Here is a 13,061-nt window from a genome sequence, read left to right on the forward strand (position 1 = left end):
GCGCGCTGACGCTCGCGCTCGGTGATGCCCATCAACCAGGCGGCTCGCTCGTCCATCAACCAGCTCGCCTCGCAACACTCGCACACGAGAGGGCCCGCAGCGGTGAGCCCCTCTCCCTGGAGGGCCGTGTCCTCGGCCTCACCTTCGAGGACTCCGCGAAGAAGGCCGACAAGCTGTCCCTCCAGTTGGACAACTTCGACCTGGCCCTCTTCGACAGGGCGGAGCTCGTGGGCGGCGCGGTGCTGGAGGTGTCCTGGGGCTACCCGGGCCTCATGGCACCTCCGCGGCGAGTGGTGGTGAAGAAGCTGAAGGGCTTCCAGGTGCTCACCGTCGAGGGCCAGGCGCTCTCCGCCCTCATGCACCGCGAGGCGAAGGCTCGCACCTGGAAGGGCAAGACGCGCGCGCAGGTGGTGCGCGAGGTGGCCGCCGAGTACGGCTACGAGGAGGGCTCCGTCCACGTCGAGGACACCGGAGAGTCCTTCGACACCATCCACCAGGCCGGGGAGACGGATGCGAGGTTCCTCCGGCGCCTGGCCGCGCGGGAGGAGTTCGAGTTCCACGTCGACGACAGGGGCCTCACCTTCGGCCCGCGCAACCAGGCCGCCGCGCCCACACAGGTGCTGTGGTGGTACGCGGACGCGGGCCGGGGCGACGTCCTCTCCGTCAACGTCGAGTCGGAGCTGGGCCGCCGAGTGGGCAAGGTGGACGTGCGCGGGCGGGACGCCATGGCCAAGAGAAACCTCGAGGCCCAGGCGAGCAGTGGCACCGTGGAGCGCACCACCCTCTCGGATTTCCTGGAGGTGGTGGACAAGCGCACGGGCACCACGTCGCTGCAGCTCCGCAACAGCACCACCAGCGTCCAGCCCACCTCGGCCTTGACACCCGTTCAAGCCCAGCGCGAGTCCGAGGCCCGCTTCCGACGCGCGGAAGCCGCCACGGTGAAGCTGTCCCTCCAGGTGGTGGGCAATCCCAGCTTGCGCGCGAAGTCCGTCGTGGAGGTACGCGGCATCTCCAGCTTCCTGTCCGGCCGGTACTACGTCACCGAGGCGAAGCACGTCCTCTCCTCCTCCGGCTACACCACCGACTTGAAGCTGTCGCGCGACGGCACCGGCCGCAGGCAGCAAGCCAGCCCCGAGAAGGAAGGCCAGCCCCAGGGCGGTCAGCCCAACGTCTGCATGCCTGCGGCGGGCGGTGTGTTGACGGAGCTGGAGGTCGTCGACAAGCAGTCTGGCACCACGCACGTCGAGTATCGCAGCAACGGGCAATCCATCGGCGCCGGGGACCCCGAGTCAGGCCTCAGCCCCCCGAAGTGAAAGCGAACCATGAGCACCTTTGACGACGACATCCTCGCCCATGACACGCGCCTCCTCGGCATGTACGTGGGCTACGTCACCAGCCGCGACGACGAGGCGCAGCTCGGCCGCGTCCGCGTGTGCATCCCTGGTGTCCTCGAGCCCGAGTCCGCCTGGGCCTGGCCCCTGGGCACCTCCGGTGGGGGCGCCAAGGACACGGGCTTCTTCGCGGTGCCGCACGTGGGCGCCGAGGTGGCCATCTTCTTCAACCAGGGTGACGTCGACGCGCCCTACTATTTCAGCGCGCACTGGGGGAAGCCGGGCGGCCAGAGTGAGGTGCCCGAAGAGGCCCAGGTGTCTCCGCCCGACAACCGCGTCCTCGCCACGCCCACCTTCCGCGTCGAGATGGACGAGTCCGCGGGGAAGAGGAAGCTGAAGCTCACCAACCGGAAGACGGGCGACTGCCTCACCTTCGACGCGGAGGAGAACACCGTCACCCTGGAGGCCACCACCGCCCTCACCCTGCGCGCGGTCGGCACCATCTCCATGGAGGCGGCTCAAGTCACCATCGCCGGGCGCGTGGTGCGCCCCATCGCCGAGCCGATTTGAGGAAGCCCATGGCGCTACCCATCTGCATCCACATCCCGCCGTTGCCCGAGGCGCCCACGCTCACCCTGCCTGGCGGCGCCACCTTGCAGCACCACCAGCTCCTGCAGGCTGTCCAGCCGGCGCTCGCGCCGCTCATGCCTATTTTCGACGTCATCGGCACCGTGCTGGCACTCGTCGACGTCGTGAAAGCGATTCCGGACGCGCTGGGGCCTCCGCCCGACCCGACAGCCATCGCCGCGGCTCTGCCCAAACTGGCCGAGAAGGTGTCCAAGCTGCTCCGCCTCGTCCCCCAACTCTCAGCGCCTTACACCGTGGTCGGCGTCATCGACATCGTCTTGGGCGAGCTGGGGCACGCCCGTGGCCAACTCCTCCACCTGCAACTGCGCCTGTCGAGCGTCGCGCGGGCACGGCTTCGCGCCGCCCAGCTTGGAGACGCGGGCCTCCTTGCGGTGGCAGGCTGCGCAGAGGCGAACGTCGCGCAGGAGGCCACCAACGTCGGCAAGGCCCTGGCCGCTCTCTCCCAGCTCATGGCCCTCCTCAACGTCCTCCTCGGCCTGGTGGGCGGCCCCCAGGTGCCGGACTTCTCCAGCCTTGAGGGGAGCGCACTGGAACAGGCCGTTGCGCCCCTCGACGCCATCGTCCGCACGCTGCAGCAGGTGCGCGCGGCCATCCCCATTCCATGAGGAGAACGTCGTGAGTCGAGCGCCCCAGAATCTCCTCGTCCCCTTTCGCAGAGACCGAAAGCGCGACTTCGCCACGGGCACCGGGGCCGAGCTGCTCGCCTCGAAGGTGCGGCAGGTGCTGCTGACGGAGGGCGCCACGCCCCACTCCACCGGCGAGCTGCCCTGGCGCACCAGCTTCGGGGCCGGACTCTCGCGATTTCGCCACCAGCGCAATGACGCCGTGCTGGCGGAGCTGGCACGCGTCTATGTCCGTGACGCTCTCGCGCGCTGGCTACCTGACGTGCAATTGGTACAGATCAAAGCTGAGCAAGATGGGCCGTCACTGACTTTGCTCCTGCGCGTCCAAACGCGCAGCACAGTCGCACTCATACATATACCACCACCCATACAAAACCCAGAACACTCCTCCACATAAATCACAAACAACAGGCCACCCTATCACCGACACCGCCAAGCCCAACCCGCCCACCCCCCCCCAAAGAAGCATCAAGGAGACACGAGACTCACCCCACACACAGACTTCAACTCCGAGTAATAAGACTGAGGAATAGCCAACCCAACTGCTTGGCGAAGATTCGGAACCCGCCCCGCCCCCAACTCCTCCCTATACACAACAGTCAACAGGAGATTAATCCCCATCAAAACACTCTTCTCTCGAGCGAGCCACTTCCCGAGGCTCGTCCGATCGTCAGAACAAAGCTGCACTGCATCCGCATCCGCCGTCATCCGAAACCCCTTGGCGGACGCATGGACAGCCCTCGACAAAGTCCCATACTCCTTCGCTATAACACCTAACCCAGTAAGCTTGTCTGGCTTGATTTCGCGAATCCTAGGATGGCCCTCCAGGTACTGCTGCAGCGCAGCCCGTCCCAGACGATGGTCGCCCACCTGCCAGAGTTCCAGCTCAACAGGGTGGTCCTTATAATACAAGCACTGCATCACATTCTCAATACAACTCCGAAGCGACTTCAACGACGATCTCCAACAACCCTGGCGCGCAAGGACATGCGAAACAATTGCATCGTTCTGCGCCTCGAAGAAAAAACCCAATGCCTCCTCAGACACCAGTCGCTCCAGCAACTCGGAACGCCACGCCTGCAATGACACCAAGCGAGCATAGCTCTCGAGGTATTTATCAACCTCTCCATCTAGAGAAGCCGTCACATTCGACAGTCGGCTTCGGGAGCGCTTGGAAAAGTCGGTGAAATTCCCCTCAATCTCCTTTTTCAGTAGACTCATCATCATCTCGGAGCAAAATGCCAAATGCCTTCATAAGTGCTGGCGAAGCCTCGACTCCCCTCGGTTCCACCATGCGCCGCTTCAACTTTTCTCGCGCATCAGCGCTATCCTCCAGATGACTCAACACCTTACCGAGTATATCTCGCGATGCATCCCTGGGACGTATATCGATAGGCAACGAATACGCCTTCACAAACTCCACCCAATGCCTTTTATCCAGTCTCGACAAACTGGCGAGCGTGGAGATATTAACCGCAATCCCATCAACATCCGACCCCCTTCCTCCCGCCTTCACGTCCCTTTCGAAGTCGGCCATTTCCATATTTGGCATCGACATCAAGAGCTTCGAAAATCTACCTAGCGCGCTCGCCAGTTCATGTGTTTTCACTAAACCAACCCCAATCTCTTGCAAAGATCGGCCGACATGGTCGAGAATTCCTGCGCAGAAACTCTATCCGAGTGCGTATAGATGGACCTTTTTTCCGCAGCAGACTCGCTCACTGCGACTCGTTCAGATATTTGCTGATCCAAAACAAGCCCCTTGAACTGCTGGCGCACAGCAGTAACGGTCTGCTCTCTATGAAGAGCAGGCCGCCCCACTCTGGACACCACAATTCCAACATGCTCTATCTGATGCTCCAGTTCGTCAGCTAATTTCTTAACACGCTTCAACAATAAACCAACCCCAATGCCCGATAGATAGTCGGGCGAAATCGGAACCACATAGTGAGTACTAAGAGCCAACGCGTTTTGCGTCGGAATGGTCAAGTTGGGTGGACAGTCGCAAACCACAACATCGTAATCATCCACAATCGGAAGTAGTGCTCGACGCAACCTAGTCTCGCGCGCTGTCGTCGAAGCCAAGTCTAGATCGACAGTAAACAGATCGAGGTGAGATGGTATCAGGTGCAGATCTTCGTCATCAAAAACATCCCGTACGACAATGGACTCCAATGGTCGCTCGGCCCCATCAGCAGTTGCATGGCGCCTGACCCCAAGCAAGTCTGCAACCGTGCCATTTGTCGCCGCATGGCTCTCCCACTCATCAATATCAATGCACGAGAAAGTCGCATTAGTCTGAGGATCCAAATCAACCAACAGGGTCTTGAGTTTCTGTCGTGCGCAGTATGCGGCAAAGTTGACGGCGATTGCGGTCTTACCGACACCGCCCTTCAGATTGACGCACGATAGAATCGTCGGCGACATTTCTTCCCCCTTTGAGGACCTAGATTGGTCCCAGTCTCGCTAGACTTTATTTGAGGTTCGCCCTCGCGTTCAACCACATACCTCTACAACTACGAGGCTTGAGAAGGAACGATAGGGGCGCATAGGTAGCAGGCAAACCGGACCTAATGGGGTTGTCCGCAGGGCAGCTCCGTGACCTATCTCTCCAATCTAGTGGGCCCAGATAGCTCTAAGAATCCGCAGGCCTCAGCATAAAATCCAGCAATTTCGAACACTTACAAACCCTGGAAACTCTTCAGCCCCGTTCTTGGGCATCGGCAGCTCTCCATCCAGAGTTGAGGCGCCATCTGGCCGAACGCCACGTCATGCGCTGCGCCATGGAAACTTCGTCCGGCCTACCTCGCACCCGATTAGAGCACTACGGAAGCGAGTCAGGACACACCTGGGACAGGTAGGCCGCTCACTTGACGAGGTAAGATAGCAACCCGAAGCCGTCACGACGAAATTTGACGCGGAGCTGCGCGCATGTCCCCGGAGCGATGCGTCGGAGGGCTTTGCCTCCTGTTGGAGGCTCTCGCTGACGTGCCACTTCTTCCCTCATCCACCGACTACACCCACCGCGACTTCGACGCCCTGCGCGCGCGCCTCATGGCGCTGACGAAGAGCGTCTTCCCTGACTGGAGCGACTTTGACATCGCCAGCTTCGGAAATGTCCTGCTGGAGATGTACGCCTTCATCGGCGACGTCCTCGGCTTCTACCAGGACAACCTCGCCCGTGAGTCGCGCCTCTCCACTGCCACTCAGCGCCGCAACGTCATCGCCCTGGCGCGCATGCTGGGCTACCGGCTTCACGGCGCGCAGGCGGCCACGGCCGAGGTGGAGCTGCGTCTGGCCCAGCCTCCCGCAGCCCCCGTCACCTTCCTTGCCGGCACCGTCGTCCGCACGCAGGAGGTGACAGAGGCGGTCCGCTTCCAGTTGCTGGCGCCCGCCACCATTCCGGCTGGCGCCAACCCGCCGCGCATCGTCGCGGTGGTGGAGCACTCGAAGACGCACACCCAGCTCTTCGACGCCCGCGGCCTCGCCGACTTCGAGGCGCACCTCGACTTCGCGCCCTACCTCGACGGCTCCGCCCGCGTGTCCACCACCCAGGGCGCATTCACCGAGGTGGACACCTTCCTCAACTCGCACTCCTCCGACGCCCACTTCCTCGTCAGCGTCGACCAGGGGGACAAGGCCACCGTCCGCTTCGGCACTGGCACCAACGGCCTACCGCCCGCTGGCACCGTGGCGGTGGTGTACAAGACGGGTGGCGGCGCGGCCGGCAACGTGGACGCGGGCCGCCTCGTCGTCGTGGAGGGTAGCTTCCGGGACGCCCACGGCCATGCGGTGCAGGTGTCCGTCTACAACCCCTCCCCCGCTTCCGGCGGCGCGGACAGGCAAACGGTGGCCTCGGCGAAGCTGCTCGCCCCTGAGAGCCTCCGGGCCCTGACGCGCACCGTCTCCCGTGAGGACTTCGAGGTCAACGCCCGGCGCCTGCCCGGCGTGGCGCGTGCCCTCATGCTGACGTCCAACGAGGACGCCAGCATTCCGGAGAACGCCGGCATCCTTTACGTGGTGCCCCAAGTCGGCGGAGTCCCCACGCCGGCCCTCAAGGCCCAGGTGCTGCGCCAGGTGACGGAAGTCTACCCCTGCACCCTCACCTTCCAGGTTAGCGTCCAGGAGCCGGTGTACCGGCGCGTGGACGTGTCCGCCCGCCTCTTCCTGCGCCAGGGCGTTTCCGCCCAGGACGTCGCCATGCGCGTCCGCCAGACGCTCGCCGCCCACTTCCGCGTCAGTGAACCGGATGGCACGCCCAACCCGCGCATCGACTTCGGTTTCAACCTCAAGGACGCCCAGGGCTTCCCGACCGGAGAGGTGGCCTGGTCGGACGTCTTCAACATCATCCGCGACGTGTCGGGAGTCCGGAAGCTGGGCGATGCGCGCATGGACCTGACGCTGAACGGCCTGCCTGCGGACGTGAAGCTGACGGTGCGGGAGCTGCCGGTGCTGGGCAGCGTCACCCTGCAGGACGGGGACACCGGGAGGCTCCTCTGACATGCCTCTCCTCAACCCAAGCTTCGAGGACGCGGGCGCCCGGCCCGGCCAGGCGGCGCACTGGACGCTGACGGCGGAGACGCGCCTCGAAGCTCTGGCGGGCTTCGGTGTGCCGGAGGAGGCGTGCGAGGACTTCGAGCGCTGGTATGTGTGGCGCGCCGCCCTCTCTGACGTCCCTGTGGCCCTCGCCTTCTTCTCCGGCCAGCGCGAGGGCTTCGAGGCCTTCTCCCGGGGCTGGGACAACGACGGCTTCCTCTTCGAGCTGCCGCCCGCGCAGCTCGCACCGCACCGCTTCGAGGGGGTCGTCGTCGAGACGTGGGGCCAGGGCCTCTTCCTCGCGGACTGGGCGGACGTCACCTCCGCGTCGGGCCTCTTCAGCGACTCGCCGCGGGAGGACTTCGAGCAGCGCTGGCACACCAACGAGGCCTACGCCTGGCGCTGGGAGGATGTGGCGGCGCGCATGGCCCTCTTCAACACCACGCAGCCCACCGAGGACTTCGACACCGGGTGGCCTCTGGCCGCCACGCAGTGAGGACACCATGGCACTCGCAGACTGGACTTACCTCGGCGCAGGACTCGACATCGCCACCGTGGACAGGGGCGTGACGGCGGGCATCGCCCGTCCTCCGGGCGGCGGCAGCTTTCTCTTCGCCTTCAACTCCCTCTCCGCCGCACAGGGCGCAGTGGGTCTCTTCGCCAACCTCCCCGACTTCGCCCCCATGGCCAAGGGAGGCAGCATCCGCGGCTGCCTCCAGCGCGGGCCGGGCGGCGGCCCCACCGGCTTCGCTCCCTTTCTCTTCCTCTGCGGCCAGGGCACCTCCGTCAACGACTCCGCCTACCTCCTCGGCCTCTCCGACGACGAGCCGCACCGGGTGGTGCTGCGCAAGGGCGCGGTGGCCACGGGCCTGCCCGACGCGGATGGGCCCGGCGTCCTGCTGAAGTCCTCGGCCAGCTTCACCCAGGGCACCTGGCTGCACCTGCGGCTGGACGTCATCGTCAACGCCAACGGCGACGTCATCCTCAAGGCCCTTCAGAACGACCTGGCCGCGCACCCGCTCGGCACGCCTCCCGACTGGCAGCCCGTGCCGGGCATGGCCGACTTCATCGACGACAACCTGGGCATCAACTCCGGCAGCCAGCCCCTCACCTCCGGCCGGGGCGGCTTCGGCTTCGCCGTGCGGGACGTCACCCGCCGGGCCTACTTCGACTCGCTCGAGCTGTCCCGGCAGGTGTGACGCCCATGGCCCTCACCGCCTTCACCAGCCGCCTCGGCCTGGGCCAGGGACGCATCCGGCCCCAGCGGGCCACGCCGCCCTCGGGCGAGTACCTCTTCGTCCTCGGCGACGAGGAGCCTGGACGCCGCTTCGCGTTGGCCCCCGGGGACTATGCCGAGGTGACGCAAGCCGTGGACGTCACCGGCGTGGACCTGGTCCGAGCCGCCGTGCGCCTCCGTGTGCCTTCAGGCGTCCCGCCGGGCCTGGCCTGGGAAGCGTCCCTCGTCGTGGGCGGGAGGAAGTACGCCCGCTGCCTCGGGCGCCCCGGCCGCGAGCGCCTCGTCACGGACCTCGGCGCCAACGTCTCGAAGCTCTCCGGTGTCCACACGGTGGGCGTCCGCCTGGAGCTCGTCTCCCCGTGAGGAAGCCCCATGGCCACGGTTGAGCTGCCCGCCCTCTACGTCGACACCGTCTCCCTCTTCACCGAGACGCGCCGCCCCCTCCTCCTCAACCGCGCTCCGGGACCAGGAGAGGAGGACGTCCCCATCGACTCCGCGCTGGAGCTGGAGCTGGTGGACGTCGGCGTGGACGGCATCGCCCGGGCGGCCACACGCGTATGGGTGGGTGGAGTCCTCGCCTTCGCGGGCGGGGAGAGCGTCGAGGTGCAACCCGCCTTCGTGGGGCCGCTGGCGGAGGTGACGCAGACGGCGGACACCCTGCGTGTGGTGCTCCACCCGGAGGTGCCACTGGCCAGCCAGGCCACCGTCTCCGTGCGAGTCGTCTCCGCCACGGCCGGCGGCGAGCACCTCCTCGACGAGACGTACACCTTCACCGTGGAGGACAGGACAGCGCCCCGTCTCGTCGGTGCCCAGGCCCTGGCTCCGAAGTCCGTGCGCCTCGCCTTCGACGAGGACGTGCGGGTGCCTCCCCTGGCGCGCTTCACCTTCACGCCTCGTGGCGCCCCCGCAGTCCCGGTGGCCTCACTCGAGGCCGCTGCCGACGGCCCCCTCGTCCACCTCGTCCTCGACACGGAGCTGACGCCGGACGTGGTGTACGAGGCCCGCGTGGAGGGCGTGACGGACGCGCACGGCAACACGGTGCTCGCCCCCTACCACCGCGCCACCTTCGAGGGCTTCCGGCCGGCCAGGCCGACCTCCCGGAGCTTCCAGCTCTGGGACATGCTGCCCCGCCACAACCGCCGCGACGATGTGACGGGAGATTTGCACCGCTTCATCTCCTGCCTCCAGGAGGTGACGGACTTGCTCCTCTCTGACTTGGACGCCTTTCCCGACGTCTTCGACTTGGAGCGCGCGCCGGAGCCCTTCCTGGACGCCATCCTCCAGGACTTGGGCAACCCCTTCGCCTTCGAGCTGGACGTCCTCGCCCGGCGCCGCCTGGCCTCCGTCCTCGTGGACATGTACCAGCAGAAGGGCACCGCGCTGGGTCTGCGCAACGCCATCCGCTTCTTCTTGCGCATCGAGGTGAGGGCCATCTCCCCCTTCGCGTCGGACACCCTCGCGCTGGGCGAGTCCGAGCTGGGCGTCGACTGGGTACTGGGCCCCTCGGAGCGCTTCGCTCGCTACGCCTTCAACATCGAGGTGGATCGCCTCCTGACGCCCGCGGAGCGCCAGCGCCTGCGCACCCTCGTCGAGTACCTCAAGCCCGCGCACACCCACTTCGTGGACTTGGTGGAACCCCTGCCGCCCGTTCTCCCGGAGCACTGGGAGCTGGGACTCAGCGAGCTGGGCGAGACGTCGACTCTGCACTGACGCCCGCCCTGCATGTCCCCGATTTCTCGTGCCGTGCCTTTGCACTCCACTGGAGGGCGCAGGCATGAGCAACCGGCTGGATTTTTTCTTCAGGCAACGTGTCAGCGAGGCCGAGCTGGACTTGGCCTTCGCACAGTTGGAGCTGGCGGACAGAAACCTCGCCTCGGACTTGGGCGTCCACGGCGTCATCTCCGGGGCCGTCCCCGCGCCGCACTCCCCCGTGCCCAACCTCTCCGTCGACTTGACGGCCCCGGGCCGCGCCTACGACAACCTCGGCCAGCGCATCTTCTTCGGCACCGGGCAGACGGTGGACTGCGCGGTGGACGTCTCGGGCATCCCCACGGACGTCTCCACCTCGGGCAGCGAGCGGTGGGTGGGCATCTTCCTGCGCTTCACCCGCCTGCTGTCCGAGCCGCGCACGGACGGCAACTCCCAGCAGGTGTACTTCCGCCGCGACGAGTCCTTCGAACTCATCGTGCGTCAGGCGCCCGAGGGGCCCGTGGGCCAGGCGCCCAAGCCCGCCCTCCAGCCCGACGAACTGCTGCTGTGTGACGTCCGGCGCCGCCCGGGGCAGACGCAGCTTCTCGCCGCGGACTTGGACACCTCCCGCCGCCAGGCCTTCATCTTCGCCCGGGGCACCTCCGTGGCCGTGGAGAGCGGCACCTGGGACGTGCTGAGCCCCAGCGCGGACACCGTGCAGGCGACACTGGACGAGGTGGATGCCGAACTGGTCGGCCACTTCTCCGGCGTCGCCCGAAGGCACGGGGCGAGCAACGTGGACTACATGCCCCACGGCTTCCTCACCTCCACCACCGTGCAGGAGGCCGTGGACGAAGTCGTCGACAAGCTCTCCTCGGCCACCGCAGGCACACCGGGCGCCTCCCGCGTTGGCGCGGACGCGGTGCCCGGCACGCCCAACCTCCTGCCTGCGGGCACCGTCGACGCGCAGCTCTCCTCGCTGCTGGGCTTCCTCAACACTCACCAGGGCGCGGCCACGGGAGCCCACCACGCCAGCGCCATTGGCGCCACGCCCCACGGCTACGTCAGTGGCACCAGCGTGCAGGCTCAGCTCCAGGAAGTCGTCACCCGCCTCGGAGAGACGACGGCAAACAGCCCCGGCTCCTCTCGTGTCGGAGGAGACGCACTGGCCGGGACGCCCCACGCCCTCCCCGCCAGCAGCCTGCGGCAGCAGGTGGCCGCGCTGCTGGGCTTCCTCAACGGGCACGCCACCCAGGGCGCAGGGGCCCACGCGGCCTCCACTGTCTCTGTCGCGGACGCAGGCGACCTGCTGACGGCTGGCACCGTCGAAGCGGCCTTCACGGAAGTCCTCGCGGCCTTCAGCGGCGGGCACTTCCGCGGCAACGAGGCTGCGGCGGGCCAGCACAAGGCCATCGTCCAGCCCGTCCTCGGCACCGGCCGCGTCCTCCTCCTCGACGCCCAGGGCGTGGGCGGCGTCGCAGCGCGGCTGCGCCTCTACGCCGACAGCGACTCGGTGTGGTTCACCCTCAACGCCTCCTGGAATGGGAGCGCCTGGGCCCGGGACACCACCGGCGCGGCTGCCGCCGGCTTCCGCATCTCGCGCAACGAGGCCGAGTTCCTCCATGACGCCAGCCTCGCCGCCACCTTCGCCTCCTGGACGCGCACGCTGCGACTCCCGCTGAGCAGCACCGCCAGCAACACCTCCTTCGAGCTGGCGGGCAGCGTGCGCGAGGTGGGCCGACTCGGCCTCCAGTACAGCAACAGCGACACAGCCGCGCACGACAGCCTGTCCGGCGGCGGCTCGGTGACGTTCCGCAGCCGCTTTCCCACCGTGCCCTCCTCCATCACCCTCAGCCCCTACGCCTTCGCCGGAAGCTTCGTTGGCAATCCCACCGTCATGGTGCCGGACAGAGACGGCTTCGCCTTCTACAGCCACCAAACCCTCCCAGGCCTCGCCTCGACGTACTGGTTCGGCTCGTACACCGCTGTCGCGTGAGGACGCCCCATGGCTATTCACGAAGTCACCGCTGACGACGTGCTTCAACGCTGCGCCCGGTGCGGTAGCGGCAACCGCCTCTCCCTCGACTCTCTCGAAGTGGGCGTCGCGCGCCGGGAGGACGTGGACGACAGTCTCGTCCAGCTTCCGCCCTGCCCCACCTGCCGCTCCACCGAGGTACTCATCCGCGCGGACGTGGGCGAGCCGGAGCATCCGGCGCCGGGAAGCTTCGGGCACCTGCACCGACTCCTCGTCGGCCACGTCCACGCGGAGCTCGTCCAGCGCGAGCGCCTGCACAGAGGGCTCACTCCCAAGGGGGGCAGTGCCAGCAAGGTGATGGTGCGGACCCTGTCGCAAGAGACGCGCGAGCGCTGGTTTCCGCAGGGCCTCCGAATCGCGGTGCCTCCCGAAGAGCAGCCCCACGCGCCGGAAGAGTCCAGTCAATAGGCATACACCGCCAGCAAAACAGAGCCCCTGATGCGCCCGCGACACCCTGGGCGCTGCGAATCTCTCGCTCCTCGACTTGCCATGCCTCGGAGATAGAGCATGTATGTCTTCACGCGCTGCCCACTGCGCGCCAGGGAGACACGCATGATTATCGGCATCGACACCACCTACATCGGCAATGAAATCCCCGGATTCAAGGGAGGGAAGGTCCGCATCGTCGCCGTGTTGCACGGAGGTCTCCGCCCTGACGCCGACCCGGACGCGGACGACTACTACGCGGACACCGAGGAGAAGCTGGCGCGCCTCGGGGGCGTCACGGCCGAGGACCGCATCGACGCGGCCCCCATTCGCCCGGACGGCACCACCTCCTTCGTGCATGTCGACCCGCGCGCCATCGACCTGGAGTGCTTCGCGCACCTGCAAAAACCTCGCGGAGAATGACTTGCCATACACGCGAAACAGAGCGCGTATGTCTCACGCGCGCCGCCCACGGCGCACGAAAGACGAAACAATGGCACCCCGAAAGCCACGCCCCGCCAGCACTGCAAAGCCCG

At 66.5% G+C, this 13,061-nt stretch carries 14 protein-coding genes; 11 read left to right on the forward strand and 3 right to left on the reverse strand.

The window, feature by feature from the left end:
* The first annotated feature begins 5 nt into the window (after window positions 1–5).
* From K8625_RS40400 to K8625_RS40410, 3 genes are read left to right on the forward strand one after another with little or no spacing between them, the layout of a single operon-like run.
* Complete coding sequence (locus K8625_RS40400) at window positions 6–1,313, forward strand: phage late control D family protein (protein ID WP_223785758.1); 1,308 nt, start codon at window positions 6–8, stop codon at window positions 1,311–1,313.
* Window positions 1,314–1,322: 9 nt separating this feature from the next.
* Window positions 1,323–1,901: a phage baseplate assembly protein V gene (locus tag K8625_RS40405; protein WP_223785697.1), complete on the forward strand. Its 579-nt coding sequence runs from the start codon at window positions 1,323–1,325 to the stop codon at window positions 1,899–1,901.
* 8 nt (window positions 1,902–1,909) lie between these two features.
* Window positions 1,910–2,584: a hypothetical protein gene (locus K8625_RS40410; protein ID WP_223785698.1), complete on the forward strand. Its 675-nt coding sequence runs from the start codon at window positions 1,910–1,912 to the stop codon at window positions 2,582–2,584.
* A 486-nt stretch (window positions 2,585–3,070) separates the two neighbouring features.
* Here the strand turns inward: K8625_RS40410 and K8625_RS40415 are convergent, their stop codons facing one another.
* The 3 genes from K8625_RS40415 to K8625_RS40425 all read right to left on the reverse strand — a co-directional run bounded on the left by K8625_RS40415 (window position 3,071) and on the right by K8625_RS40425 (window position 5,029).
* Entirely contained in the window at window positions 3,071–3,823 is a 753-nt protein-coding gene (locus tag K8625_RS40415) for a hypothetical protein (RefSeq protein WP_223785699.1), read from the reverse strand.
* Window positions 3,798–4,145 (reverse strand): hypothetical protein, encoded by a 348-nt coding sequence (locus K8625_RS40420; RefSeq protein WP_223785700.1) that lies wholly within the window; start codon window positions 4,143–4,145, stop codon window positions 3,798–3,800. The genes K8625_RS40415 and K8625_RS40420 overlap by 26 nt, the downstream gene beginning before the upstream one ends.
* A gap of 65 nt (window positions 4,146–4,210) precedes the next feature.
* Window positions 4,211–5,029: a ParA family protein gene (locus tag K8625_RS40425; protein ID WP_223785701.1), complete on the reverse strand. Its 819-nt coding sequence runs from the start codon at window positions 5,027–5,029 to the stop codon at window positions 4,211–4,213.
* Window positions 5,030–5,572: 543 nt separating this feature from the next.
* Between K8625_RS40425 and K8625_RS40430 the strand changes: the two genes are divergently transcribed.
* The 8 genes from K8625_RS40430 (at window position 5,573) to K8625_RS40465 (ending at window position 12,948) form a co-directional block, all read left to right on the forward strand.
* Complete coding sequence (locus K8625_RS40430) at window positions 5,573–7,102, forward strand: baseplate J/gp47 family protein (RefSeq protein ID WP_370642032.1); 1,530 nt, start codon at window positions 5,573–5,575, stop codon at window positions 7,100–7,102.
* A 1-nt stretch (window position 7,103) separates the two neighbouring features.
* On the forward strand, window positions 7,104–7,634 hold the full coding sequence (locus K8625_RS40435) for a hypothetical protein (protein ID WP_223785703.1): 531 nt from the start codon (window positions 7,104–7,106) through the stop codon (window positions 7,632–7,634).
* Window positions 7,635–7,641: 7 nt separating this feature from the next.
* The gene (locus tag K8625_RS40440; RefSeq protein WP_223785704.1) at window positions 7,642–8,337 is read left to right on the forward strand and encodes a hypothetical protein; all 696 of its coding nucleotides are present in this window, start codon (window positions 7,642–7,644) and stop codon (window positions 8,335–8,337) included.
* Window positions 8,338–8,342: 5 nt separating this feature from the next.
* Complete coding sequence (locus tag K8625_RS40445) at window positions 8,343–8,738, forward strand: hypothetical protein (protein ID WP_223785705.1); 396 nt, start codon at window positions 8,343–8,345, stop codon at window positions 8,736–8,738.
* A 9-nt stretch (window positions 8,739–8,747) separates the two neighbouring features.
* The gene (locus tag K8625_RS40450; RefSeq protein ID WP_223785706.1) at window positions 8,748–10,085 is read left to right on the forward strand and encodes a phage tail protein; all 1,338 of its coding nucleotides are present in this window, start codon (window positions 8,748–8,750) and stop codon (window positions 10,083–10,085) included.
* Window positions 10,086–10,149: 64 nt separating this feature from the next.
* Window positions 10,150–12,060: a hypothetical protein gene (locus tag K8625_RS40455; RefSeq protein WP_223785707.1), complete on the forward strand. Its 1,911-nt coding sequence runs from the start codon at window positions 10,150–10,152 to the stop codon at window positions 12,058–12,060.
* A 9-nt stretch (window positions 12,061–12,069) separates the two neighbouring features.
* Window positions 12,070–12,507, forward strand: coding sequence for a hypothetical protein (locus K8625_RS40460; RefSeq protein WP_223785708.1), 438 nt, complete (start codon window positions 12,070–12,072; stop codon window positions 12,505–12,507).
* Between the two features lie 144 nt (window positions 12,508–12,651).
* Window positions 12,652–12,948, forward strand: a complete 297-nt coding sequence (locus K8625_RS40465) for a hypothetical protein (protein ID WP_223785709.1) — start codon at window positions 12,652–12,654, stop codon at window positions 12,946–12,948.
* The last annotated feature ends 113 nt before the right edge of the window (window positions 12,949–13,061 follow it).

The sequence above is a fragment of the Myxococcus sp. AS-1-15 genome, assembly GCF_020037055.1.
Taxonomy (GTDB): Bacteria; Myxococcota; Myxococcia; order Myxococcales; family Myxococcaceae; genus Myxococcus; species Myxococcus fulvus.

What these genes read in the sequence shown, in the direction of transcription:
- K8625_RS40410 (WP_223785698.1), top strand. Translation starts at nt 1,910, where the DNA reads ATGGCGCTACCCATCTGCATCCACATCCCGCCGTTGCCCGAGGCGCCC.
- K8625_RS40450 (WP_223785706.1), top strand. Translation starts at nt 8,748, where the DNA reads ATGGCCACGGTTGAGCTGCCCGCCCTCTACGTCGACACCGTCTCCCTC.
- K8625_RS40435 (WP_223785703.1), top strand. Translation starts at nt 7,104, where the DNA reads ATGCCTCTCCTCAACCCAAGCTTCGAGGACGCGGGCGCCCGGCCCGGC.
- K8625_RS40465 (WP_223785709.1), top strand. Translation starts at nt 12,652, where the DNA reads ATGATTATCGGCATCGACACCACCTACATCGGCAATGAAATCCCCGGA.
- K8625_RS40415 (WP_223785699.1), bottom strand. Translation starts at nt 3,823, where the DNA reads ATGAGTCTACTGAAAAAGGAGATTGAGGGGAATTTCACCGACTTTTCC.
- K8625_RS40440 (WP_223785704.1), top strand. Translation starts at nt 7,642, where the DNA reads ATGGCACTCGCAGACTGGACTTACCTCGGCGCAGGACTCGACATCGCC.
- K8625_RS40425 (WP_223785701.1), bottom strand. Translation starts at nt 5,029, where the DNA reads ATGTCGCCGACGATTCTATCGTGCGTCAATCTGAAGGGCGGTGTCGGT.
- K8625_RS40455 (WP_223785707.1), top strand. Translation starts at nt 10,150, where the DNA reads ATGAGCAACCGGCTGGATTTTTTCTTCAGGCAACGTGTCAGCGAGGCC.
- K8625_RS40420 (WP_223785700.1), bottom strand. Translation starts at nt 4,145, where the DNA reads ATGGAAATGGCCGACTTCGAAAGGGACGTGAAGGCGGGAGGAAGGGGG.
- K8625_RS40460 (WP_223785708.1), top strand. Translation starts at nt 12,070, where the DNA reads ATGGCTATTCACGAAGTCACCGCTGACGACGTGCTTCAACGCTGCGCC.
- K8625_RS40445 (WP_223785705.1), top strand. Translation starts at nt 8,343, where the DNA reads ATGGCCCTCACCGCCTTCACCAGCCGCCTCGGCCTGGGCCAGGGACGC.
- K8625_RS40405 (WP_223785697.1), top strand. Translation starts at nt 1,323, where the DNA reads ATGAGCACCTTTGACGACGACATCCTCGCCCATGACACGCGCCTCCTC.